The sequence below is a fragment of the Thalassolituus sp. UBA6592 genome, assembly GCF_002433655.1.
Lineage (GTDB): Bacteria > Pseudomonadota > Gammaproteobacteria > Pseudomonadales > Oceanobacteraceae > Venatoribacter.
In genome coordinates this window covers 1-25,009 of sequence record NZ_DJIO01000125.1, presented here as the reverse complement: position 1 = coordinate 25,009, position 25,009 = coordinate 1, and the positions used below count along the sequence as shown (strand labels likewise).

Below are 25,009 nucleotides of genomic sequence, written 5' to 3'. Positions count from 1 at the left end.
CGGTAGAGGGTTACTGTTATAAACGGAATTCGTACGTCAGTTCGAACGGCTGCTCGCGGATAGTCACTCCAGCCGGAAAAGAAGCAAATGGCGCACTGTCGCGGATGGCCTGTAACAGGGCATCGTTCAGTTCCCGGTGCGGCGATGGTCGGATAATTTCTGCACTCTGCAGTGTGCCATCCTGAGTAATGGTTAACTGCGCACTGACCGGCCCCTGTTTTTTCAGAATACGCGCAGCCTGTGGATACTGGATGGCAGCGAGAATTTTTTCACGCTGTTCGGCCTGGTAGGCTTCCATCTGTTGTGCCTGTTGCTCTTCGTTTAAGGGCGCGGCTTTGATGGACGATGGTGGTTGTGGCGCCGGTTCTTCCTGCTGTGGCTGATTATCCAGAGTGAAGCGGTAATAGACCGTCAGTGGCCATTGTTCACCGGCCAGAGTTTCCGGCACCTGTGTTGTGGCAACCGCTTTTTTCAGGGCCCGTTCCAGTTCCTGAGTCAGCAGGGTACCTACCCGGTTGTCGCGTACGCGCAGGTTGGTGATCTGCTGATCACGCTGCAAAGTAAAGTCCAGCTGCGCCAGCCCCTGCTGGGAAAACTGTCGCGCCCAGCCAGGATAAACCACCTCTTCTGTGGTGGCGCGTTGCAGTTGCCACTGCAGCAGCTGCAGGTAATAACTCTGCTCCCGTGTCAGCGTGATGGCGGTTTTTCGTTCCCCTAATGCGTTGCTGGTTTTTCCGACCAGCGTTTTTGCCTGATCCGCTGCCGCATACAGCTGGGCATTGCGCAGCTCATTATCGCGCTGCAAAACAATGCGCTCAGCCTCGTCGGTTGCCGCCTGGATTTTTTCCTGACGCTGGCGTTCTTCTTCCTGTTGCTGCTTTACCCGGGCAGCCTCTTCCAGCTGTTCCTGTTGCTCGCGCAATCGTTGTTCCTGCGCCCGTTGCTCAGCCTGCTGTCGTTGCAGTTCCAGCGCCCGGGCTGCGGCCAGTTGCTGCTGACGCTGACGTTCTTCGGCTTGCTGGCGCGCTTTTTCCGCGGCCTGCCAGGCGCTGAACAACGACAGGCGCTCAGCGGGTAAGGGGTGATTAAACAGCTGGCTGAAGTGTTGCTGGCGCAGGGTTGTTTCCCCAATGCCCAATATCTGCTGACGGAATTCCCGCGACGGTGGCAGTTTGCCAATCCAGGTGCTGAGCAGCAGATTAAACAATCCGGCATCGCTGGTCTGCACGGCGGTTTCGCGGTTGAGCAGTACCCGGGTGGCTCCGCCCTGAGTACCTTCGCCCTGAATACCTCCTTCAGAGATACTTTCGCCTGGGGTGTATTCAATACGGATTTCATCGCCGTTGCGCAGATCTTCCTTAAGCAGCGAGGTAAACGTCGCCAGCGCGGCGCGCGTGTCTTCAGTTAAGGCGTTGAGGTCATTATTGATGGCGATATTGTTCTGCCATTGAGCCGTCCACTTACGTGGTGACCAGCGCTCAGCAATGACCACGATCTGCATGGTTCGGCTGGTTGACGCGGCGTAGATGTAATCAGGGTCTGATGAAGACTGTGGCAGCCAGAGCCCGGCCAGATAGTAATCGCGGGTTAACTGTTGATAGACGGCGGAGCCATTCAGCACAAGCTCCTGCGCGCGGACATGGGCTGTGCTCAGTAACACCAGCAAAGGTATTAACCAAACGGCGGAAAAAGCGGCCGGGCGCAGCATCTGTTCACACTCCTGTGGGTATCTTTACCGGACCTTTTTAGTCTGCCTGCCGATGGTAAGGCGGGTGCAGGTGTTTCAGGCCAAAGGGTAAATACGCCGTCATCCTGTTTATGACGTAACCAGCCGAAGTATAGCAAAAGGCTTTGCTGAAGAGAGCCGGGCAGTGTGCATAAGTAACGCAGAACGCGGAGTGTTCGCTTTGCCGCGTTTTTCAATACGGAGCGGCCCCGGCTGATGCGCCGGGGCCGACAGGTGTGGTGTTAAACCGCAGCCGCTGCGGCGCCGTTGCGACGGTCTTTGCGCAGTACCGCCCAGGTGAACAGAGTGGCAGTAATAAACATCACCAGACTGTAGACACTCGGCGCGATGGACATCTCGGCACTCTGCAGAATCCCGGTGGTGATCAGCAGAGCCAGGGTTCCGTTCTGCAGGCCGACTTCGAGGCTGATGGTGCGCGCCTGCTTCTGACTGTGCAGCAACCAGCGACCGGCCAGATAGCCGAGCAGCATGGTGGACAGATTCAGCGCCAGCGCCGCCGGGCCGGCAATCAGTACGTAATCAACCAGCCTGCCGCCCAGTTTGAATGCGATAACGGCAATCACAATCGCCAGTACTGCGACGGAAAAACGCGAAATAACCGGCTCCATACGTTTGGCAAAGTGTGGCCATTTTGCCCGGATCGCCATGCCCACAATCACCGGAATCACGGTAATCACAATCAGCTGCAGCCAGGTTTTCACCAGTGGCAGTTCAAAATGGGTACCGCCATCGGCGTAATGATTGATCGCCCATACGGTCAGCAGCGGAATGGTAAACGGCGTAACAAAGCCGATGACAGCCGTCAGTGACACCGACAGACCGGTATCCGCTTTGGCCAGGTAACTGTATAGGTTGGAGGTGGTACCACCGGGGCAGAGCGACAGAATAAACAGCCCGATAGCGACTTCGCCGTGCAGTCCGCTGATTTCAATAATGGCAATGGCGATCAGTGGCAGCAGTGCCATCTGACACAGGGCACCGATAAAAAAGCCTCTCGGCTGGCGGAATACGCGGCGGAAATCTTCCGGTGTCAGGCCGAGGCCAACACCCGCCATAATCAGGATAAGGGCGATCGGTAAACCGATCTGAATCAGGTTAAGAATCATCTGCTGCGCCTGCTTGTTATTTTTGTTTTATTTTTGCCGGCGCTGTCTGTGATCAGCGGCCGGTCGGATTGTCCTACCTTAGCAGAGAACAGCGACTGGGTGGCATAGCGGGAAAAGTAAAGAAGGTAAAGAACGCCGCGGGAGACCGACATTTGTCTCTTTTGGCTCAGCTGCCGCGATAAAAGCCTTTTACCTGCTGCCAGAGATTAAATTCCAGCAGCTCATTGAGCTGTTTGCAGCGCCGTTTGGCTTCGTCGCGCCCGGTTCTGTCGGCGGCATTCTGCTGAGCGCGGCTGGCCCAGATAATCCAGTTGCCGTCGCTGGTGGTGTTCATGGCGATGGTGGGAAACAGGGCTTTCAGATGTTGCAGGCAATCCGTCTGTTCTCTGTGTTCTTTCCACAGATTCAGCACCAGCCAGCCGTCTTGCTGCAGGTGCGCTGCGCACATCTTAAGAAAATCCGGCTGCAGCACCAGCGGGTCGAGTCCTTCGGCCTGATACAGGTCGGTGATCAGGAGGTCACACTGAGCAGCCGTCACGGTGGCCAGATAATGGCTGGCATCCATAGTGAAGGTCTGCAGGCGTGGGCTGCGCGGCAGACCAAAATACTGCCGCGCAACCTGAAATACGGCCGCGCGTACATCCACCGCGGCGATCTGTGCCTCGCTCAGACGTTCGTGCAGCACGGTGGCCAGAGTACCGCCGCCGGTGCCGAGCAGCGTGATATTGCGGATGGCTGTGATGTCATCGTAGCGGGTGAGTACACCGAACATGCAACGGGCGTAATCGTGCTGCAGAATCAGCGGATCTTTTTTCAGCTGGCAGCTCTGTTCGTCGGCGGTGCCGAAACTCAGAAAGCGTTTGTTGCCATCATCGAAGACCAGCAGTGGGCCAAACTCGTCGTAACGGCGGTGTATTTCCCGCCCGAGGTGGCCCAGCGTGTTAAGCACATCTTTCACAGGCTTTTGAAAAACACCTTGGAGTTACGCTGCCAGTTGTACAGCTGCTGACGTTCCTGCGGCAGTTGATCAACGGAGCCGGCGACAAAGCCGTGCTCAACAAACCAGTGCGCGGTGCGGGTTGTGAGCACGAACAGCTGCTCGTGCTGACGCCGGCGTGCTTCCTGTTCGATCTGTTCCAATAAGCGCTGGCCGCGATTCGTCCCGCGGTAATCCGGGTGCACAGCCACACAGGCAAGTTCTGCCTGATGATCGGAATAGGGGTACAGTGCGGCACAGGCAGTGATCATGCCGTCACGCTCGATAACATAAAAACGGTGTACTTCGTTTTCCAGTAACTCACGTGAGCGGTGCACCAGAATGCCTTTTTCTTCCAGCGGGGTAAGCAGCTCGATGATGCCGTTAATGTCATCGGTGCGGGCGGCGCGCAGCTGGTCGTAAGCGAACTGACTGACCAGGGTACCGCTGCCTTCGCGGGTCAGCAGTTCCTGCAGCAGGGCGCCGTCGGTGATGTGGCTGACGATATGCACACGGGGTACACCATGGCGTACGGCGTGCAGGGCACACTGTGCCTGACGACGGCTTTCATCCTGCAGATGGTGCAGCTGATCTTCCAGATCAACGCAGGTCAGCTCTTTCATAAAGCCTTCGTCTTCCGCCGGCAGACCGTCTTTCATACCCATCAGAATCAGTTTATCCGCGCGCAGGGCAATGGCGGCGTTCTGTGCCACGTCTTCCACGCTGAGGTTAAACATTTCACCGGAGGGCGAGTAACCGGTATTCGACAGCAGCACGATATTGCGCTGCTTCAGCTGTTCGGCGATGGCCTGATGATCCACCCGGCGGACTTCGCCGGTGTGCTGGAAGTCGACACCATCGATCACACCTAACGGTTTGGCGGTGACGAAATTGCCACTGACCACACGGATGCGGGCGCCGTGTAACGGGGAATTCGGCAGACCCACCGACAGCAGGGATTCTACATCGGCCTTCACCATGCCGACGGCGGCTTTCACAGCATTCAGTGCTTCGCGGTCGGTAATGCGCATGTCGTTGTGAAAACGGCTCTGGATATCGAGTTTATTCAGCACCGCATCAATCTGAGGACGGGCGCCGTGTACCAGTACCAGGCGTACACCAAGACTGCTGAGCAGGGCTATGTCCTGCACAACGTTGGTGAAGTTTTCGTCATCGATGGCATCGCCTTCAAACATAATGACAAAGGTTTTGTCACGGTGGGCGTTGATATAAGGCGATGACTGACGGAACCAATGGACGTAATCGGTCGGGTTCACTGAAAATCCTTATAAAGAGAATGCTTTGATTTAATCACGGCTGTCCTTCAGGCAGAAGTCTTCGATTAAGCGGCGGATCAGAGACACACACGGGTCGATCTGACTGTGCTCGAGAAATTCATCAGGCTGGTGGGCCTGATCAATACTGCCCGGGCCCAGTACCAGGGTCTCGATGCCCATGTTCTGCAGGAAGGGTGCCTCGGTTGCGTAATTCACGGTGATGGCGCTGTGGCCGGTTAAGCGTTCTGCCGCAGCTACCAGTGGGCTGGTCTGGGCGGTTTCGAACGGCTCCACGCCGGGAAACAGCGGCGTGTATTCCAGCGTCACCTGATTCTGTTCAGCGATTGGCGTCAGACGGCGTTGCAGTTCTTCGCGCAGCTGGTCGTTACTCATGCCTGGCAGAGTACGTAAATCGAAGGCCATTTCACAGGCGCCACAGATGCGGTTAGGGTTATCGCCGCCGTGAATGCAGCCGAAGTTCATGGTTGGTGTCTGTACGGCAAAATGCGCGTTCTGATAATTCTGCGCCAGTTCCAGACGGAAATTCTGCAGCTCGGCCATCACCGGCAACATAGCGTCCAGCGCGTTGATGCCTAATGCCGGGTTGGACGAGTGTCCGGCTTTGCCGGTCAGGCGGATACTTTCCATCATAATGCCTTTATGCGCACGCACCGGCACCAGGCTGGTGGGCTCGCCGACCACGGCATAGCGGGCCTTGGGAATTCCCTGGGCGGCCAGCGCCCGGGCACCGCTCATCGCGCTTTCTTCATCGGCGGTGGCAAGAATCATCAGCGGCTGTTTGAAATCGGCGTTGCGGTAATCGGCAACGGCTTCCAGCACCAGCGCGAAGAAACCTTTCATATCGCAGGTGCCGAGGCCATAAAAACGCTGATCGCGTTCGGTCAGTTTGTGCGGGTCGGATTGCCAGCGATCCGGATTGCACGGCACGGTATCTGTGTGGCCGCTGAGCACCAGACCACCATCGCCTTTGCCCATGGTAGCCAGCATATTGGCTTTGCCCGGTTCCCCGGCAATGGGCAGAACTTCGGTGTGAAATCCCAGCGACTCGCACCAGTCCGCCAGCAGAACAATGACTTCCAGATTGCTTTCGTCGAGCTCCGGCAGCGAAGAACTGATACTGTTAGTGGCAATCAGCTTTTCAAGTCGTGATAACAGGCTGGGCTGATGTTGGGAATTCATATCTGTCCTTGCTCAGTTGTGGGACAATGGCGCCATGACTAAAGAAACCGAACTCAAACTACGGCTGCAGCCACAAAGCTTAGACGCGCTGGCGCAGTTTCTTAATACCCGGGCTCAGGCTCAGGGCCATTCTACGTTGAAAAACTGGTATCTGGATACACCAGAGGCCGGGCTGGCACATGCCCGCTCAGCCCTGCGTATCCGCCAGCATGACAGCGGCTTTGAACAGACGCTGAAAACCCGCGGCAAAAGTGTCGCCGGGTTGCAGCAGCGTGGTGAATGGAACTGGGATATCCCTGAAGCGAAACTCAACACCGATTACCTGACCGCCGCCGACGTTGCGCAGCACTGGCCGGCTGATATTGACGTCAGCCAGCTGGGCGAAGTATTTACCACCCATTTCGAACGCAGCGCCTGGCTGTGGACGCTGGATAACTGCAGCGCTGAAGTGGTGATCGACAAGGGCGAAATCCGTGCCGGCAGCCGCAAGCTGCCGTTATGCGAAGTCGAGCTGGAACTGAAAGACGGTGATGCCGCCGGTCTGTGGCTGATGGCTGAAGAACTGGTGCAACAGGTACCGCTGTGGCTCAGCGATGTCAGCAAAGCCGAACGCGGATACCGTCTTGCCGGCCTCAGCCGTCAATGGCAGGCACAGCCGCAGATCAGCGCCGATATGGATCTGGCCGCGGCATTGCCGGAGTTGCTGCATTACGAATTTCTGCAATTCAAACGTGCGCTGGAAGCCTGTCTGTGGGATGGCAAAACGACTTCCGCCAATATCCTCTACAGCCACTGGCAGGGTCTGCGCAGCCTGCCGACCATGGCTGGCAAAGTACTGAAACGCAAACAGACCAAAGCCCTGCGCGAAGCACTGGATCAGTTTGAACAGCCGCTGGCACAACTCGAAGTACTGGGTCAGCTGGAAGGCTATCTGCAGGTGGCTGATGACGAAGTGGACGTCAGCACCGAACTGGCCGAAGTGAAAGCCCGGCAACAGCAATTAATCAGCGATATTCTGAGCAGTGTGTCACTGGCCCATGCTTTGCTTCAGTCAGCCGCTGAACTTTTCCGTTTGCCGTCACTCAGTGAGGGCGCGGAAAACGCGCTGCACTGGTTGCGTCATGGCCTGATGCAGCATCGCGAGCTGATGCCACATCTGCACAGCGAACGGCCACAGAATGCGGAAAAATGGCGCAGCCTGTTGCCTCAGTGTCTCACATTGCAGCAATTACTGGATTACACCCGGGCATTGCCGAAGGCCAGTAAAGGTCTGAACATCGGCGATGGTACCCTGCGTCTGCTGGGCGATATGAACGCCGCACAGTCCTTGCTGAAACGGCCATGGCCGCTGCCTGACGTGGATGGCTTGCGTAGCGCCGATGAATACACGGAGTGGGCAATGGAGCACCTGAACCAGCTGGCGCGGCAGGTGTAACAGCGCCGGCAGAAACAGACAGTAAGCCTAAGGCAAAGCAGACCATCAGGAGAAACGGATATGCAGGCGCAAGCGGATCGCCAACTGACGTTGCAGTCGCTGATTGACGATCTTCACCGACAGCAATTGCTGAACGATGACGACTATCAGCTGGCGCTCAGTATCCGTCGCAAACAGGATGAAGTGAATCTGCATCCGCTGACCCTGCTTGGCCGTCAGGGCTACGCCGATGCCCGCCGTCAGGGCAAAGTGCTGAATGAGCATGTGCTGACCGAATGGCTGGCAGAGCAGAACGACATGCAGTGCGTGCAGATCGACCCACTGGAAGTGGACGTCACCAAAGTCACTGACCTGATGTCTTACGCCTTTGCAGAACGTCACCGTATTCTGGCGGTGAAAGTTCAGCCGGATACTGTTGTCGTGGCCTGTGCTGAACCACGTGTCAGCGGTTGGATTGCCGATCTCGAACACGTCAGCCGTCGTCAGGTACAGCGCGTGCTGGCCGCTCCGTCTGATATCGAACGCTACCGGGTGGAGTTTTATCAGTTGGCCAGCTCGGTCAGCCATGCCCGTCAGGCGCATCGCGACGCCAGTTCGATGCACAACCTCGAATCCATGCTGGAACTGGGCAAAGCCAAAGCGCCGGATGCTAATGACGAACACATCGTCAATATTGTGGACTGGCTGCTGCAATACGCTTTTGATCAGCGTGCCAGTGATATTCATATTGAACCCCGCCGTGATACCGCCCATGTACGCTTCCGCATCGACGGCGTGCTGCACAATGTTTATGACCTGCCGGCGCAGGTGGGTCTGGCAGTACTGGCGCGGATCAAGTCCCTCGGGCGGATGAATATCGCCGAAAAGCGCCGCCCTCAGGACAGCCGTCTGAAAACCAAAACCCCATCTGGTCAGGAAGTTGAACTGCGACTGTCGACCATGCCCACCGCCTTTGGCGAAAAACTGGTGATGCGGGTATTCGATCCGGACGTGCTGGTGCGCAGCTTTTCTGAGCTGGGTTTCGGTAAGGAAGACAACCGCCGCTGGAATCAGATGACGGGTAACAACCACGGCATCGTTTTCGTGACCGGCCCCACCGGTTCCGGTAAAACCACCACACTGTATTCCACCCTGAAGCAGCTGGCGACGCCGGAAGTGAATGTCTCCACCATCGAAGATCCGATCGAAATGGTGGAGCCGTCGTTTAACCAGATGCAGGTACAGCACGGTATTGATCTGACATTTGCCAGCGGTGTGCGGGCGCTGCTGCGTCAGGACCCGGACATCATCATGGTGGGTGAGGTGCGCGATCTGGAAACCGCTGAAATTGCGGTGCAGGCAGCACTGACCGGCCACCTGGTGTTATCCACCCTGCACACCAACGATGCACCATCGGCGTTCACCCGTCTGCTGGAACTGGGGCTGCCCGCCTATCTCATCCGTTCCAGTGTACTGGGGGTCATGGCGCAGCGTCTGGTACGGACACTGTGTCCGCATTGTAAGGTGCAGCATAAGGTGGATGAGAAAGCCTGGAAGCAGCTGACCGCTCCCTGGTTGGTAAAAACCCCTGAGCATGTCTATGGTGCTAAAGGGTGCCTCGAATGTCGTGGCACCGGCTATATGGGGCGTATGGGTATCTATGAAGTGATGCCGGTAACGGACACTCTGGAAGCCCAGATTCATGATCAGATGGACCACGCCAAGCTGCGTCAGGCGGCGATGAAAGAAGGCATGCACAGTCTGCGTCTCAGTGGCGCGCACAAAGTGGCGGCCGGTTTGACCACCATTGAGGAAGTGATGCGGGTCGCACCGCTCAGCCGTGGTGGCGGATGATGTTCGTGCCGGCTGCCTGATAATGCCGCTTACAGCACAGACCGTGGCATGAATAGCCGCTATACTTACCGCACGTAAAAAATAATGACATTTTATAAGGACTTTTTGTGAGCGACAGTGTGCCACCGATAATTGATCTGGAAGCCTCAGGCTTTGGTCGCGGCAGCTACCCTATTGAAGTCGGGTATGCGCTGGAAGACCGCCAAACAGTCAGTTATCTGGTTAAGCCCGCCAGTGACTGGCAGCACTGGAGCGAAGAAGCTGAGCAGATTCACGGCATCTCCCGCGATCTGCTGCAGGAAGAAGGCCTTACGCCACGGGAAATCGCGCTGAAGATGAATGAAAATCTGCGCGGTAAAACCCTCTATTCCGATGCCTGGAGTTACGACACTTCCTGGATGGGACGCCTGTTTGATGAGGCTGGCCTGATTCAGCGCTTCCGCATCGAAACCATCAACCGCATTCTCACTCCTGAGCAGATGGAAGCCTGGTACGACACCAAGAAAGATCTGTGGGATGAGTTTGGCGTACAGCGCCATCGCGCCGCCAACGATGTGCGGGTGCTGCAGGAAACTTTCCAGCGCGTCGTCACCGCGTATCCAACCTGAAGCTGATGAACACCATCAGTGCCGAAAATCAGCTCGATGGTGTTATCCGTGCTGTGCACAGCGGCGCGGTCAACGATGAGATAGAAATCGTTCTGCGTGGTGGTCAGCCGGTCGCGGTGACCGTGACCCGGGCCAGTACGACGGCTATGCAGCTGGTTGCCGGGAAACGGGTAACTGCTCTGTTACCCGCCAATCAGATTATTCTCTCCGCCCGCCAGGGCACAGAATTCAGCGCTGATAATCAACTTACCGGTGTGGTCAGTGCGCGTCGTGATGGTGCTGTCAGTTGTGAAATTGATGTGCAGGTCGGTGATGGGCTGACACTGACGGCAATGCTGACGGAAGGCAGTGCCGGGGAGATGGCGCTGAGCGAAGGGGTCTTCGTCAACGCCTGGTTTAATGCTGCCAATATGATTCTGTTCTGCGCTGAATAACGTGTTCAGCGCCGGTAAGAATCAGCGCTTATAAAAATCACCTTTCTTCACCCCCTCTTCCGGTGGGCGCGACTTAAAGCGTTTATGCAGCCACAGATACTGGCTTGGATGCTGACGGATCTGCTGCTCGAGAAAGGCATTGGCCATACGGGCATCTTCGACATCGTCGCCGCTGGGAATCGGCAGGGCATCGTGCACTGTTATGTCATAGCCGGAGTTATCTTCACGGCGGAAGTAGGTCATCGGCAGCACCACGGCATTACCGGCTTTGGCGATACGTGAGGTGGCAGTAATGGTGGCGGTCGGAATACCGAAGAAGTCGACAAAGATACTGTTCTTACGACCGAAATCCTGATCCTGTGCATACCACAGCACACCCTGTTTTTTCAGTGCGCGGATAAAACCGCGGATATCCTTACGGGTAAAGCAGTCTTCGTATAACTGCTCACGACCACGCTGCACCACGTAATCCATCGCCGGATTATCCTGCGGGCGATAGCTGATGTAGGCGTCGATATGATTGGTGATCAGCGCACCGGATAAATCCAGCATGGAGTAATGACCACCAAGTAACAGCACACCGCGGCCAGCGGCCTGCGCCTCTTTAATTTTTTCCAGTCCGTGAAAGTGTGTGCGGCTGAGCAGAAAATCGCGTGGACGGAACCAGGCGATCATGGTTTCCATTACGCCAATGCCATTGTCGATAAAGGTCTGACGCACCAGAGCAGCCTGTTCGGAGGCGGATTTTTCCGGGAAGCACAGACCGATATTTACTTCGACAATATGACGGCGGCCACGGGCCAGACGGTACAGGAATAAACCGATACCGCGGCCAATCAACAGCTGCGCTTTGTAAGGCAGCATGGTCGCCAGTTTAATAAACAGCACCCCCAGCCATACCGGCCAGTATTTCGGTTTCAGTAACTGCTTTGGCATGTCACTGAAAAATCCCTTTCTGTCAGCCATTCAGCCAATCCATATATTGCTTAACACCTTCTTCAACCGTGGCGAAGCCGTCTTCATAACCGGCGGCGCGCAGAGCGCTGATATCGGCTTCAGTGAAGCTCTGATAGGCACCTTTCAGATGATCCGGGAATGGCATGTATTCTTTGCGGCCGTTGATGCCTTTGTCTTTGTGCCAGCTGATCACGGCATCGGCAACATCGTTGAAGCTCTGACAGTTGCCGGTACCCAGGTTGTAAATGCCGCTCTTGTCCGGGTTAGCCCAGAACCACAGGTTGACCTTAACCACATCGCCAACAAAGACAAAGTCACGGCGCTGTTCGCCATCACCGTAACCGCCGCTGCCACCGAACAGTTTGCAGATGCCGTTATCTTTGATCTGGTTGTTGAAGTGGAACGCCACGGAAGACATGGAGCCTTTGTGCTGTTCACGTGGGCCGTAGACATTGAAGTAGCGGAAACCGACCACCTGGCTTTTGAATAATTCAGGCTGAGTGGCCTGCAGGTTACGCACGTACTGGTCAAACTGCCATTTGGAGTAGCCGTAAACGTTCAGCGGTTTTTCGTGCTGACGCTCTTCTTTAAAGACGTCGCTGCCGCCGTAAACTGATGCACTGGAGGCGTACAGATAGGCGATGCCTTTGGCCAGACAGGCGTGCAGCAGGGTTTTGGAATATTCGTAGTTGTTTTCCATCATAAATTTGCCGTCCCACTCAGTCGTGGAGGAACAGGCACCTTCGTGGAAAATCACTTCAACGTTGTCGAGAATACCGTCGTCGTTTTTTACCCGGGCGAGAAAATCGTGCTTATCCAGATAATCGGCAATGTCGCAGTCGCTGATGTTGTAAAACTGTTTACCGTCGGTCAGATCATCGACCACGATGATGTCTTTACGGCCCTGCTCATTCAGGGTTTTAACAATGTTGCTGCCGATAAAACCAGCGCCGCCGGTAACGATGATCATGCTTCACTCTCCTGAATTTTCTTAACAATGGCTGAGGTTGAGCAGTTGTCTTTAAAGCTCAGAATAATCACCTCGCCGCCGTTGGCCTGCACACACTGACCACCGGCAATATCTTCAACTTTATAGTCGCCGCCTTTTACCAGAATATCCGGCAGCACGCGGCAGATAAGCCGCTCCGGCGTGTCTTCGCTAAAAGGTACAACCCAGTCGACGCTTTCCAGTCCGGCCAGCACCGCCATACGGTGATCCAGCGGATTGATCGGCCGCTGCGGGCCTTTTAAACGGCTGACCGATTCGTCGGAATTTACTGCGACTAATAAACGGCTGCCCAGCGCTTTGGCTTCTTTCAGATACTGTACGTGGCCGGGGTGAATAATATCGAAGCAGCCGTTGGTCATCACCAGAGTTTCACCGCGGGCACGGGCTTCTTCAACCAGCAGCAACAGGCTCTCTTCATCAAACAGTCCGGCGCCCTGATTGTTCTCGCTGCGCAGTTCACGGCGCAACTCTTCGGTGGAAACCGTCGCGGTGCCCAGTTTGCCCACCACAATACCGGCAGCCGTGTTGGCCAGTACGGTGGCTTCTTCAAAACTCTGACCGGCAGCCAGCGAAGCTGCCAGTACAGAAATCACAGTATCGCCGGCACCGGTGACATCAAACACTTCGCGTGCTTTGGTCGGCAGGTGGAAAGCGTCTTTGTCTTTCTGTACCAGGGTCATGCCTTTTTCACTGCGCGTCACCAGTACGGCCTGCAGATCATAATCACTGATCAGGGTACGGGCTTTGGCGACCAGAGTGTCGTCATCTGCGGCCGGGCCAACCACGGCTTCAAACTCACTTAGATTCGGGGTGATCAGACTGGCGCCACGGTAACGTTCAAAGTCGGTGCCTTTCGGGTCGACCAGAATGTATTTACCGGCGCGCCGGGCGGCGTTGATCAGATACTGGGGATTGCTCAGTGCGCCTTTGCCGTAGTCGGACAGGATCACCACGTCGGCATTGGGCAGGCGTTCATCGAAGTCACTGTTCAGGCGGCTCAGATCGGCGGCGTGAAAGGCTTCTTCAAAGTCGAGACGGATCAGCTGCTGATGACGGCTCATGACCCGCAGTTTGGTAATGGTTGGCAGCTGTGGGTGTTGCAGAAAACAGCAGTCTACTTTGGCCGCGGTCAGAATCGTGCGCAGGGCTTCGCCGTTGTCGTCGTCGCCGGTGAGACCCAGCAGATCGACGCCGGCTCCCAGCGTAGAAATGTTCAGAGCAACGTTACCGGCACCGCCGGCGCGGTTTTCGATTTCCTGAATTTTAACCACGGGAACCGGTGCTTCCGGTGAAATCCGCGACGTGGGCCCCTGCCAGTAACGGTCGAGCATGACATCGCCAAAGACCAGCACCCGGGCCTGATGAAAATCTGGGGTTTTAACATCCATTAGACAGTATCTTTTGAATCAGGAAATAAATTTGCTGCGGAGTTTATCACAGGCCGCGGGTCAGACGCAGAACCTGCTTGTGATATGATGCCGCAACTTTTTCACATGGCAGCAATGGGCGGCAGAAGTCTCGTGGCACGCATTCTCTACACCCTGTTATTCACTCTGTTGTTACCGGTTTTCGTTGCCCGCCTGTGGTGGCGTGGACGTAAAAATCCCGGCTATCGCCGCCGTATCGGTGAACGCTTTGGTCGCCTGCCCCACGCTCCGCGTCCGAATGGTTTATGGGTGCATGCCGTTTCGGTAGGCGAAACTCTGGCCGCTGCGCCTTTTGTAAAAGCCTTTCAGCAACAGTATCCGGACGTGTCGGTGATTATGACCACCACCACGCCGACGGGTTCAGAACAGGTGCGGCGTCTGTTCGGTAATTCGGTGTTCCACATGTATATGCCGTATGACCTGCCGCTGTTTCTCAACCGCTTTCTGCGCACTCTGAAACCGGGTCTGCTGGTGGTGATGGAAACCGAGCTGTGGCCGAACCTGCTGGCCGCCTGCCAGGCCCGGCATATTCCGGTGGTGCTGGCCAATGCCCGCATGTCAGAAAAATCCGCCCGTGGTTATGAAAAGTTCTCTGCCCTGACCCGGCCAATGCTGCAGCGTCTGGCCATGGTAGCGGTACAGAATCCGGTGGATGGTGAACGCTTTGTGCAGCTGGGGCTGCCGGCTGATCGTATGGAAGTCACCGGTTCGGTAAAATACGACGTGACGGTACCGGCCGGTATACACGATAAAGGCCGTGCACTGCGTGCCGAGTGGGGCGGACAGCGCACTGTGCTGGCGCTGGCCTCTGGTCATGGCGGAGAAGATGAACTGTTACTGGATCTGTATCCGCGTCTGCAGGAAGCTGTTCCTGATCTGCTGTTATTGCTGATTCCGCGTCATCCGGAGCGCTTTGAAGCCGTAACCAATGCGGTACGCAGCCGTGGCTTGCGGGTGCAGCGCCGCAGCAGCGGCAGTGCCTCTGAGCAAACGCAGGTTTATGTAGCCGACACCATGGGCGAGATGCTGCAGCTGTTAGCCGCCGCCGATCTGGTGCTGGTCGGTGGCAGCCTGATTGCCCACGGCGGTCATAACCCTATTGAACCGGCAGCGCTGGGTAAAGCCACCCTGATTGGCCCGCACCATATGAACTTCGCGGTGATCGTCGATAATCTGCAGAATGCCGGCGCGCTGGCACTGGTCAGCGATCAGGCGGATGAGTTGCTGGAGCAACTACAGAATTATCTGAGCGATGCCGACCTGCGCAGCCGTATGGGCGCTGCCGGTCAGGCCGCAGTCGATGCCAACCGCGGTGCGGTGAAGCGCCTGACCGAACTCTGTAGCGCGCACCTGAAACTGTAAGCTGAGCTGACAACAGCCAATAAAAAACCCGCCGTGGCGGGTTTTTTATTGGGCGGAATACGCAGAATTAAGCGCTGGCCAGCCAGCTGTTCAGCGTCTGGATATCGCCTTCGTTCAGGGTGCCGGCGTAGAACTTCAGGCTCAGCAGATTAATGATGTAATCGTAACGGGCGTTGGCGTAGTCACGCTGGGCGCTGAACAGGTTTTTCTGTGCGTTCAGTACTTCAACGATGTTACGGGTACCTACTTTGTAGCCGGTCTGAGTGGCTTCCAGAGCACTCTGGGCGGAGGTGATCGCCTGCTTACGGGCTTTGATATTCAGCGTATCGGTCTGTACCTGACGGAACAGGCTGCGGATATTCTGTTTAACATCGCGGCGTTGTTTTTCCAGCTGATAATCGGCCGCTGCGTAGTTCAGGGCAGACTGTTTGCTCTGACCATAGAGCGAACCACCGGCCAGCAGTGGCATTGAGATCTTCACGCCGATAGCCGTAACCGTGCTGTCGGTCGGATCATCACCAACAAAAGGTGCCTGATCGGCATCGGTGTAGCTACCGAACAGACTGACGCTTGGCAGGTGGTTGGAGCGCGCGGCATTACGCTGCAGACGAACACCGTCTTTGCTCGCTTCGGCGATCAGGACACCGGCGTACTTATCCAGGCCAGACTGTACCCAGTCAGCCGCGTTCGCTGGCTGTGGCATTTCCATCGCAACATCGGCTTTCAGCGGCGATACATCTTCAAAGCGCTGGCCGGTAAGCTGCTCCAGAGCTTCGTAGCTGATATCCAGCGCCGCTTCCTGACCCAGCAGGTTTACGTAAGACAGATCGTAACCGGCCTGAGCTTCGTGAACGTCAGTGATGGCAATCAGGCCCACTTCAAAGCGTTGCTTGGTTTGTTCCAGAGAGCGTTTTACGGCTTTCTCTTCTGCCTGAGCGGTGGACAGGTTGTCCTGGGCACGCAGAACGTTGAAATACGCCTGAGCGGTGCGTAACAGCAGTTGCTGTTCCGCCAGTTGCAGCTGCAGACCGGCCGCATCATCGCCACTGACCGCGGCCTGATAGGTGTACCAGCTGTTCAGATTAAACAGGGTCTGGGAAGCGCTGACTTCCAGGCTGCTGAGGTCATAATCTTTATCGGTTTTGACATAGCCACCGCTCACCAGATCAATGGAATCGGCTTCTGAGCTGATGCTGGTCTGGCTGTAAGAAATCTGAGCCTGGGGCAGCAGGGCACCGCGGGCAATAGTAACGTTGTAGCTGTTGGCTTCACGGATCGCACGGGCAGCGGCGATTTCCGCGTCGTTGCTGGCCGCCTGCTGGTAGATGGTGCTAAGGTCCGCAGCGCAGACGGCTCCGGAGGCGAGCAGGGCAGTCGTCAGTGAGAGGATTTTTTTCATAAAGTTGCCTTTCGCAGCCTGATGTCAATTTGGATAGCCGGATTCTAGCAGAAAAGATCGGGCAGAATTTGCACTGATTGTCTCACCAGTAGCAACACATCGTGCATGAATTGCCGCCAGCCGGATTTAGAATATTCTTAATCAGTAATATAGGTAGGTCAAGTATGAAAACACCAGGATTTGTCACGGATGACGTCGACATTGTAAAGACGGAGTCAGTGTTCAAGGGGTTTTTCCGCATCGACAAAGTGACCCTTAAATACCGCCTTTTCCGGGGGGGCTGGACCACAGAATTCACCCGTGAACTGTTTGAGCGGGGGGAAGCAGTGTGTGTTCTGCTGTACGATCCTGTACGTGATGTGGTTACACTGGTGGAACAATTCCGCATCGGTGCGCTGCATGATGAGCGTTCTCCATGGCTGCTGGAACTGGTCGCCGGTATGGTAGAAGAAGGCGAACAATACGACGAAGTTGCCCGCCGCGAGACGCAGGAAGAAGCCGGTTGTGAGTTCTATAAGCTGCTGCCGATCTGTCGCTACTGGGTGTCTCCCGGTGGCACCAGTGAACGGGTTCAGCTCTACTGTGGTCTGATCGACAGCGATGGCGTGGGTGGTATTCATGGACTGGAAGAAGAGCATGAAGACATCCGCCTGGTGAGTCTCCCGTTCAGCCAGGCCTGGGATCTGCAGGAGCAGGGGGCCATCAACAATGCGGCAACCATCATGGCCCTGCAGTGGCTGAAAATTCACCATGCAGAACTGGCGGATCAGTACGCAGAGCGATAAATCCAGCCATAATAATGTGAAGTGTGGGGTGGAGCTGGTCGGTAAGATTCGATAATCTGCGCCTCCGGATCAGTAAATGACCCATTCAGACGAGCCTTTGCGGCCTGTCCGGATAGCAAATAAAGCAGTAAAACACAGGAGTTTCCGTGAAACCCAAACGTTACGTCCCCGATCTGCAGGAAATGGCCGCCCAGTGTGAGGCCAACTATCTGCGTCTGATGCGGTTGGTACCGCATGAGGAGGACGAGCGTGTGTTTGTGATCCGGGGTGAGGGGCACAGCGCAAGAATCCGCTTGCGGGTAGAAGAAGATCATCGTTACACCAGCATGCTGAGCATCAGTCAGGAAGGACTGAATCCCGCCTGGCTGCAGCCGCTGGTGATGCAGGTGCGCATGTATCATGACGCTAATATGGCAGAAGTGACCGGTTATCAGGAACAGAAACGCTTTGACGGCCGTTATCAGTATCCTAATCCGGAAATGCGCTTACCCGATGAAAAAGCCCAGCTGAACCGGTTTCTGGCGGAATGGCTGGAGCATTGTCTGCGCTATGGGTATGCTCAACCAGTGATAACTGTTCAGGAAGGACAGATCACGGTGAGATAGCTGCCAGACTGGCGGTGTAATCCTGACAAGGCTTAACAATTGTGAACTTGGTCGTGGCTGGTGTGATAACTGGCCGATAAAGTCACAAACTAAGACAAAAGCAGCTATCTTTAGCCTAAAGGTAGACGCAATAATACCAATAAACGGGTACCCCTATCCGGGCCGGTACCTGAAAGAACCAGGGACAGAGGTGCAGGTTGTATTCATTGGACTCAGGCAATGCGCTGCGACTGTTACAGATAACGGATACCCACCTGAATGGTCCCGAAGACGGGCACCTGCTGGGTATGAAGACACTTCACAGTATGCGCTGCGTGCTGGAGACAGTGCGTGCCGAGCGTCAGGGAATTGATGCTTTTCTCGTTACTGGTGATCTGTCTCAGGACGGTTCTGTTACTGCCTACCAACACCTGCACGATGAACTCAGGCCCTTCGCCTGTCCGGTCTTCTGGCTGGAAGGCAATCATGATAATCCCGAAGCCATGCAGCAGGTCGCTGCCGGTACTGAACATCTCGAACGTATTATCCGTACCCCACACTGGCAGATCGTTATGCTCAACTCTCAGGTTGAAGGCGCTGTCTACGGACGTCTGGCGTCATCTCAGCTGGCTTTGCTGGAGCAGGCCTTAAAAGAAGCGCCGGATTTGCATACTCTGGTTACCTTTCATCATCATCCGCTCAATATGGGCAGTGAATGGATTGACCGCATCGGTATCAAGAATGCGGATGAATTCCATGAAGTCATTGCCAAGTATCCACAGGTACGCTGCGTGTTGTGGGGACATGTGCATCAGGAAAGCGATCAGATGATTGATGGTGTGCGCTATCTGTCGACGCCATCCACCTGTGTGCAGTTTACGCCACAGTCGGAAGACTTTTCCGTGGACTGCGCTTCGCCCGGCTACCGCTGGCTGGACCTGCTCGACGACGGCAGCATTGAGACCGGTGTCAGCCGCGTGGAAGGCATCGAATTCGAAGTCGACTATTCCGTGAAAGGATACTGAGGCCAGCGTTGAATTCCCCGGATTTTGGCTGTCTTTATCTGCACGGCTTTCTCAGTTCCCCTCAGTCCGGTAAAGCGCAGCAGACGCTGGACTATTTCCGCCAGCACTATTCCCCTGAACAATTGCTGATCCCGCAATTGCCGTTTGCTCCGGCCGACGCTGCAGAGGTGATGCAGGAGTCGTTACGCGAGCTGCAGCAGAAGTTTCCCCGCGTGATGGTTATTGGCAGTTCACTGGGCGGTTATTACGCCACCTGGCTGTCACAGCAATACGGAATCGATGCGGCGCTGATAAACCCGGCGGTGCGCCCGTTTGACCTGTTTGAGCATTATCTTGGTCCGAATGAGCACTATTACAGTGGTGAAGTTCATGAGCTGACTGAGGTTCATATTGAGCAGCTCAGAGCACTGTATTGTGAGTACATTAATGACCCTGAGCGCCTGCTGCTGTTGTTGCAGACCGCCGATGAAACGCTGGATTACCGTCTTGCTGCCGCTTATTACCGCCAGTGTCCGGGCTGGCTGGAAGCGGGTGGAGATCACAGTTTTCAGTGTTATCCACAACGGCTGCCAATGATCATGCAGTGGGCAGCCCGCCATCTGTCGGAGAGCTGAATGCTGTCCGGCAATTCCCATTGATCGTCCCCTGCCGCTATACTCGCCGACTGTTCAAGGATTCCGCGGCACTCTGAGGTTTGAATGTCAAAGCAATACACAGCGTCATCTATTGAGGTCTTAAGTGGTCTCGACCCGGTACGTAAACGTCCCGGCATGTACACAGATACCACCCGTCCGAACCACCTTGCCCAGGAAGTGATTGATAACTCGGTGGATGAGGCGCTGGCCGGTCACGCCAGCTATGTTGAAGTCACTCTGCACGGCGATGGCTCCATGACGGTACTGGATGATGGCCGTGGTATGCCAACCGATATTCACCCTGAGCACGGCGTTTCCGGGGTTGAGCTGATTCTCAGTCAGTTGCACGCCGGTGGTAAGTTCTCCAACGACAACTATCAGTTCTCCGGTGGTCTGCACGGTGTGGGCGTATCGGTGGTGAACGCGCTTTCTCAGGTGCTGGAAGTCACCATCTGGCGCGGTGGTGAAGTATTCCGCATCGGCTTTAAAGATGGCTACAAAGCACTGGATCTGCAGGTGGTAGATACCTGTGCGAAAAAGAAAACCGGCACCAGTGTGCGTTTTCTGCCAGATCCGAAATATTTTGATTCCGCTAAATTCTCTGTGCCGCGTCTTAAACACGTACTGCGCGCCAAAGCCGTACTGTGCCCGGGCTTGCGCATAAAGTTTAACGCGCCGAACGCAGAAGACAGCGCTGAGTGGTATTACGAAGATGGTCTGAAAGATTATCTGAAAGTCCATTCCACCGGTTATGAAGTCACACCGGATGAACCGTTTACCGGCAGTATGACCGGCCAGACCGAAGGTGTGGACTGGGCGGTGCACTGGCAGCCAGAGGGTGGCGAACTACTACAGGAAAGCTATGTAAACCTGATTCCGACAGCGCAGGGCGGTACCCATGTGAATGGTTTCCGCTCCGGCCTGCTGGATGCCCTGCGCGAGTTCTGTGAATTCCGCAATCTGCTGCCGCGCGGCATCAAGCTGACGCCGGACGATCTGTGGGAACGCTGCTCCTATGTGCTGTCGGCCAAACTGGCTGATCCGCAGTTTGCCGGCCAGACCAAAGAGCGTCTGTCCTCCCGTGAAGCGTCGGCGTTTATTTCCGGCGTCGTGAAAGATGCCTTTGCTCTGTGGCTCAACGAGAACACAGCGCAGGCAGAAAAAATTGCCGAACTGGCTATTTCCAGCGCGCAGACGCGTCTGCGTAAATCGAAAACAGTGGCGCGTAAGAAAGTCACTCAGGGTCCCGCTCTGCCGGGCAAGCTGGCTGACTGCAGTGGTCAGGACAGTGAGCGCAGTGAACTGTTTCTGGTGGAAGGTGATTCCGCCGGTGGTTCTGCCAAGCAGGCCCGTGACCGTGAATTTCAGGCCATCATGGCGCTGCGCGGTAAAATCCTGAACACCTGGGAAGTGGAATCAACGCAGATTCTCGCCTCACAGGAAGTTCACGACATTGCTGTGGCCCTGGGCATTGATCCGGGATCTGACGATCTGTCCGGACTGCGCTATGGCAAGGTCTGCATCCTCGCCGATGCGGACTCGGACGGTCTGCACATCGCCACGCTTCTGTGTGCTTTGTTTGTGCGTCATTTCCGCAGTCTGGTGGCCGGTGGCCATGTCTATGTGGCGATGCCACCTCTGTATCGTATTGATATCGGTAAGGACGTTTATTACGCCCTCGATGAAAGTGAAAAACAGGGCATTCTTGAGCGCCTGAAAGCCGAGAAGAAACGCGGCAAGGTCAACGTCCAGCGCTTTAAAGGTCTGGGTGAAATGAACCCGATTCAGCTGCGCGAAACCACCATGGCACCGGACACCCGCCGTCTGGTGCAGCTGACGCTGGAGCCGGGTGACGGCACCAATGAAATGATGGATATGCTGCTGGCGAAAAAACGCGCCGGGGATCGCAAGAACTGGCTCGAGACCTACGGTAACCAGGCGGAGATCGCCTGACCATAAACCCGCGGCAGAGCCCGGATCGGTAATGGAGAATTTAACGCATGGCGACAGGAATAAGGATGCTGCTGACTGCATTTCTGTGCCTGCTGTTCTCCCAGCTGCAGGCGCAGGAAGCAACGGCAAAGGTGGCGCAGGCCGATGTGCTGTTGCTGGTGTCCTGTGAGCCTACGGACCCCGCGGCACAGATTATTGTTAACACCATCCGCGACCGGTTTGCCCGCCAGGATGAGATCCGTGTGCACCTGCATGTGGAATTTCTCGACAGCGATCATTTTTCCAATGCCGAATATCTGGCCGCTTTCCGTAATCTGCTCGCCTACCGGCACGATAACTTCGGTGACACCTACGATCTGGTTATGACGGCCGGCGATTCGGCCTTGCGTCTGATCGCTGATCAGTATGAATTTTTTCGCCGCCCGCCGGTAGTATTTCTCGGCGCCAGTAACGCCGACCTGATCCGCCGGGTCCGTAAAGACGGTGACTTTACCGGCTTACCCGACGTGTTGCCGGTGTACGAGTTTATCTCCCTGATGCGCTACCTGTTTCCAGGAGCCAACAACATTCATGTTATTGATGACGGCACAGAGGGGCAGGAACAACATTACCGGGCATTGGAAGTGGCTGCGGAAAGTCTCGACGTCAAACTGGTGCTGCACGATCTCAGCCAGTTGAGCTGGGCAGAGCTTACGCAGCAGCTGAGTCAGATACACAATCAGCCGCTGCTGCTGCTTTCCGCCCACCAGGATGGTCAGGGCGTACAGTTGTCGTTGCCGCAGGCGGTGGAAAGAATCAGCGCACAGTCCGGCAGTCCGGTCTGGTCTCTGTGGCAGCAGGGTGTCGGTGACGGGCTGGCAGGAACCGTATTCACGGATGTCGGAGATGCTGCTTCTATGGCGGTGCAACTGGCGCAGGAGATACTGGCGGGACATCCGGCCAGAGATATTCCAGCAGAGTGGCAGACCCACTACAAAACGCTGGTGGATATGAAAGTGCTGGAAAAGTACGGCCTGCAGGAGGTCAGCCTGCCGAAAAGCGTCATCGTGATCAACGATGCACCGGCTTTTTATGAAGAGTACAGCGGAGCGGTCATCTTCAGTGGGCTGATCATATTTATTCTGATTGCCTTTCTGCTGCTTTTTTATCTTGAAACACGTCGCCGTCGCCTGAGTGATATACAGCTGAATCAGCGCACTGACCTGATGCGCAATATTATCGATTCGGTACCGGACCTGATGTTTTATAAAGATACTCAGGGACGTTATGTGCTGAGTAACCGCCGCTATAATGAATTTTTCGGTATCAATCCGATAGGTCTCAACGACTATGAGGTGTTTGATAAAGACACCGCCGAATATTTCCGCCAGAAAGATCGTGAAGCGATTACCCGCAAAGGCGGCGATACCAACGAAGAGTGGGTGCATGGCGCTGACGGTTCGACCATGCTGATCGAAACCAAAAAAATGCCTATTTATAGTCCGGACGGTGAATTACAGGGTGTATTTGGTTTAAGTCGTGATATCACCGCCCTGAAAAAAGCGCAGGAGAATCTCGAACACATTGCGCACCACGATGTTCTCACTGGATTGCCTAACCGCCTGTTGCTGAATAAACGTCTTGAGTATGCGCTGCAGTTATCCCGCCGTAGTGGGGAATCTCTGGCGGTGGTGTTTATCGACCTCGACCGTTTCAAAGATATTAACGACACCATAGGTCATGATATCGGTGACCTGCTGCTGAAAGACGTAGCGCAGCGACTGAATGCCAATGTACGGGATTCTGATATCTGTGCACGTCTGGGCGGCGATGAATTTGTTATCGTTCTGACTCAGGTCGATACACCGGAAAAAATTCAGGAAAAATGTGAACAGCTGCTGCAGGTGATTTCGCGTCCGTACAGCTTGCAGAGTCATATGCTGAGCGTGTTTGCCAGTGCCGGTATCAGTATCTATCCGGAACACGGTAACCGGGTTGATGAACTGATACGGAACGCCGATGCCGCCTTGCATAAAGCCAAAGAGCTGGGGCGTAACCGCTACTGCTACTATCACCGTGAGCTGACCGATAGCATTCACTCACGGATGTCGCTGGAACAGGACATGCGTTCGGCCATGGAAAGTCATCAGTTCCTGCTGCATTATCAGCCACAGTTTCACGTCGGCGAAGACCGGCCGCGGCGGGTGGAAGCACTGCTGCGCTGGATTCATCCGGTACGCGGGTCCATTTCGCCGCTGGATTTTATTCCATTGGCTGAAACGACCGGCATGATTGTAGAGTTAGGTTACTGGGTCGTCCACTCCGCCTGTCAGCAGTTTATGTTCTGGCGCGAGCAGGGTCTGGAGCTGGATAAAATTGCCGTCAACGTTTCGGCTATTCAGATCAACGCCAGCTTTGCCAATACCATAGCCGGCATCATGGACCATCTGGATTTCCGCCCAGAGTGGCTGGAGCTGGAAGTGACCGAAAGTCTGATGATGTCCGGTACCACCGAGGTAAATCAGCAGGTACATAAGCTGCGTGAAATGGGTGTGGAATTCGCTATTGATGATTTCGGTACCGGTTATTCATCTCTGAGCAAAATTAAATCCATGCCGGTCACTGTGCTGAAAATTGATCAGTCGTTTGTACGTGATATTAACGATGACGTGAACGATTACGAAATTATCCGTGCCATTGTGTTAATGGCTAAAAGCCTGGGTCTGACCGTCGTCGCTGAAGGCGTTGAACGGCAGGAACAGGAAGAGACGCTGTACCGGATTGGTTGTGAGTGGATGCAGGGTTACCACTACGCACGTCCGATGGATGGCAACAGTTTTTATCAGCAATATGCCAGCGCAGACTGAGGTCTGCCGGCAGAAAATTTAACCGCCTGCAGGAATATTGTATTAAATACTCCTGAGATAAACCTGACTCTGAGGAACTATGACAGATCAGATCAGCTATACCGACGACGGCGTTGAACGTCAGTCCTTAAAACAGTACACCGAAAGTGCGTACCTGAATTATTCCATGTACGTTATTCTCGACCGTGCATTGCCTCACGTTGGTGACGGTCTTAAGCCGGTGCAGCGGCGTATTATTTATGCCATGAGCGAGCTGGGGCTTAAGCATACGGCCAAGTATAAAAAGTCCGCACGTACGGTCGGTGACGTACTGGGTAAATACCACCCGCATGGTGACAGTGCCTGTTATGAGGCCATGGTGTTAATGGCTCAACCATTTTCATACCGATATCCTTTCATTGATGGACAGGG

General features: G+C 55.3%; 21 protein-coding genes. 12 read left to right on the top strand and 9 right to left on the bottom strand.

What is annotated here, in order from left to right:
• Positions 1 to 16: 16 nt before the first annotated feature.
• From B2Z72_RS11700 to argE, 5 genes are all read right to left on the bottom strand, one after another.
• Positions 17 to 1,708 carry a TonB family protein gene (locus B2Z72_RS11700; protein ID WP_296981153.1) on the bottom strand — a complete coding sequence of 564 codons (1,692 nt, stop codon included), beginning with the start codon at positions 1,706 to 1,708 and terminating at the stop codon, positions 17 to 19.
• A 260-nt stretch (positions 1,709 to 1,968) separates the two neighbouring features.
• Positions 1,969 to 2,853, bottom strand: a complete 885-nt coding sequence (locus B2Z72_RS11695; protein WP_296981155.1) for a bile acid:sodium symporter family protein — start codon at positions 2,851 to 2,853, stop codon at positions 1,969 to 1,971.
• Positions 2,854 to 3,019: 166 nt separating this feature from the next.
• On the bottom strand, positions 3,020 to 3,811 hold the full coding sequence (locus B2Z72_RS11690; RefSeq protein ID WP_297004876.1) for a spermidine synthase: 792 nt from the start codon (positions 3,809 to 3,811) through the stop codon (positions 3,020 to 3,022).
• Positions 3,808 to 5,106, bottom strand: a complete 1,299-nt coding sequence (argA, locus tag B2Z72_RS11685; RefSeq protein WP_296983299.1) for an amino-acid N-acetyltransferase — start codon at positions 5,104 to 5,106, stop codon at positions 3,808 to 3,810. The genes B2Z72_RS11690 and argA overlap by 4 nt, the downstream gene beginning before the upstream one ends.
• Before the next feature lie 30 nt (positions 5,107 to 5,136).
• The gene (gene argE, locus B2Z72_RS11680) at positions 5,137 to 6,306 is read right to left on the bottom strand and encodes an acetylornithine deacetylase (protein WP_296983298.1); all 1,170 of its coding nucleotides are present in this window, start codon (positions 6,304 to 6,306) and stop codon (positions 5,137 to 5,139) included.
• Positions 6,307 to 6,340: 34 nt separating this feature from the next.
• Here argE and B2Z72_RS11675 point away from each other — a divergent pair, with 34 nt between their 5' ends.
• The 4 genes from B2Z72_RS11675 to B2Z72_RS11660 all read left to right on the top strand — a co-directional run bounded on the left by B2Z72_RS11675 (position 6,341) and on the right by B2Z72_RS11660 (position 10,616).
• Positions 6,341 to 7,741, top strand: a complete 1,401-nt coding sequence (locus B2Z72_RS11675; RefSeq protein WP_296983297.1) for an inorganic triphosphatase — start codon at positions 6,341 to 6,343, stop codon at positions 7,739 to 7,741.
• A 60-nt stretch (positions 7,742 to 7,801) separates the two neighbouring features.
• Complete coding sequence (locus tag B2Z72_RS11670; protein WP_296983296.1) at positions 7,802 to 9,574, top strand: GspE/PulE family protein; 1,773 nt, start codon at positions 7,802 to 7,804, stop codon at positions 9,572 to 9,574.
• Positions 9,575 to 9,681: 107 nt separating this feature from the next.
• Positions 9,682 to 10,182 (top strand): hypothetical protein, encoded by a 501-nt coding sequence (locus tag B2Z72_RS11665; RefSeq protein ID WP_296983295.1) that lies wholly within the window; start codon positions 9,682 to 9,684, stop codon positions 10,180 to 10,182.
• Between the two features lie 5 nt (positions 10,183 to 10,187).
• Positions 10,188 to 10,616, top strand: a complete 429-nt coding sequence (locus B2Z72_RS11660; RefSeq protein ID WP_296983294.1) for a TOBE domain-containing protein — start codon at positions 10,188 to 10,190, stop codon at positions 10,614 to 10,616.
• 21 nt (positions 10,617 to 10,637) lie between these two features.
• Here B2Z72_RS11660 and lpxL read toward each other — a convergent pair whose 3' ends face one another.
• Genes lpxL through hldE form a run of 3 tightly spaced genes read right to left on the bottom strand, consistent with a single transcriptional unit; the run spans position 10,638 to position 13,970 of the window.
• Positions 10,638 to 11,582, bottom strand: a complete 945-nt coding sequence (lpxL, locus tag B2Z72_RS11655; protein WP_297004874.1) for an LpxL/LpxP family Kdo(2)-lipid IV(A) lauroyl/palmitoleoyl acyltransferase — start codon at positions 11,580 to 11,582, stop codon at positions 10,638 to 10,640.
• Positions 11,575 to 12,543, bottom strand: a complete 969-nt coding sequence (gene rfaD / locus B2Z72_RS11650) for an ADP-glyceromanno-heptose 6-epimerase (protein ID WP_296983292.1) — start codon at positions 12,541 to 12,543, stop codon at positions 11,575 to 11,577. Before rfaD ends, lpxL begins: the two co-directional genes overlap by 8 nt.
• Entirely contained in the window at positions 12,540 to 13,970 is a 1,431-nt protein-coding gene (gene hldE / locus B2Z72_RS11645) for a bifunctional D-glycero-beta-D-manno-heptose-7-phosphate kinase/D-glycero-beta-D-manno-heptose 1-phosphate adenylyltransferase HldE (RefSeq protein ID WP_296983291.1), read from the bottom strand. The genes rfaD and hldE overlap by 4 nt, the downstream gene beginning before the upstream one ends.
• Before the next feature lie 132 nt (positions 13,971 to 14,102).
• Here hldE and waaA point away from each other — a divergent pair, with 132 nt between their 5' ends.
• Positions 14,103 to 15,371, top strand: a complete 1,269-nt coding sequence (waaA, locus tag B2Z72_RS11640; protein WP_296983290.1) for a lipid IV(A) 3-deoxy-D-manno-octulosonic acid transferase — start codon at positions 14,103 to 14,105, stop codon at positions 15,369 to 15,371.
• Positions 15,372 to 15,438: 67 nt separating this feature from the next.
• Here waaA and B2Z72_RS11635 read toward each other — a convergent pair whose 3' ends face one another.
• A complete protein-coding gene (locus tag B2Z72_RS11635; RefSeq protein ID WP_296983289.1) occupies positions 15,439 to 16,770 on the bottom strand; it encodes a TolC family outer membrane protein in 1,332 nt (443 codons plus the stop codon).
• A gap of 164 nt (positions 16,771 to 16,934) precedes the next feature.
• On the opposite strand from B2Z72_RS11635, the gene B2Z72_RS11630 reads away from it, so the two are divergent.
• The 7 genes from B2Z72_RS11630 to B2Z72_RS11600 all read left to right on the top strand — a co-directional run.
• A complete protein-coding gene (locus B2Z72_RS11630) occupies positions 16,935 to 17,555 on the top strand; it encodes an NUDIX domain-containing protein (protein ID WP_296983288.1) in 621 nt (206 codons plus the stop codon).
• A 146-nt stretch (positions 17,556 to 17,701) separates the two neighbouring features.
• Positions 17,702 to 18,160 (top strand): DUF1249 domain-containing protein, encoded by a 459-nt coding sequence (locus B2Z72_RS11625; RefSeq protein ID WP_296983287.1) that lies wholly within the window; start codon positions 17,702 to 17,704, stop codon positions 18,158 to 18,160.
• 206 nt (positions 18,161 to 18,366) lie between these two features.
• Positions 18,367 to 19,164: a 3',5'-cyclic-AMP phosphodiesterase gene (cpdA, locus tag B2Z72_RS11620; protein WP_296983286.1), complete on the top strand. Its 798-nt coding sequence runs from the start codon at positions 18,367 to 18,369 to the stop codon at positions 19,162 to 19,164.
• Between the two features lie 8 nt (positions 19,165 to 19,172).
• A complete protein-coding gene (locus tag B2Z72_RS11615; protein ID WP_296983285.1) occupies positions 19,173 to 19,778 on the top strand; it encodes a YqiA/YcfP family alpha/beta fold hydrolase in 606 nt (201 codons plus the stop codon).
• Between the two features lie 84 nt (positions 19,779 to 19,862).
• Positions 19,863 to 21,752 (top strand): DNA topoisomerase IV subunit B, encoded by a 1,890-nt coding sequence (parE, locus tag B2Z72_RS11610; RefSeq protein ID WP_296983284.1) that lies wholly within the window; start codon positions 19,863 to 19,865, stop codon positions 21,750 to 21,752.
• 65 nt (positions 21,753 to 21,817) lie between these two features.
• Positions 21,818 to 24,598, top strand: coding sequence for an ABC transporter substrate binding protein (locus tag B2Z72_RS11605; protein WP_296983283.1), 2,781 nt, complete (start codon positions 21,818 to 21,820; stop codon positions 24,596 to 24,598).
• A gap of 79 nt (positions 24,599 to 24,677) precedes the next feature.
• Positions 24,678 to 25,009 (top strand): DNA gyrase subunit A (locus B2Z72_RS11600; protein WP_297004867.1); only part of this gene is annotated, 332 nt, incomplete at its 3' end.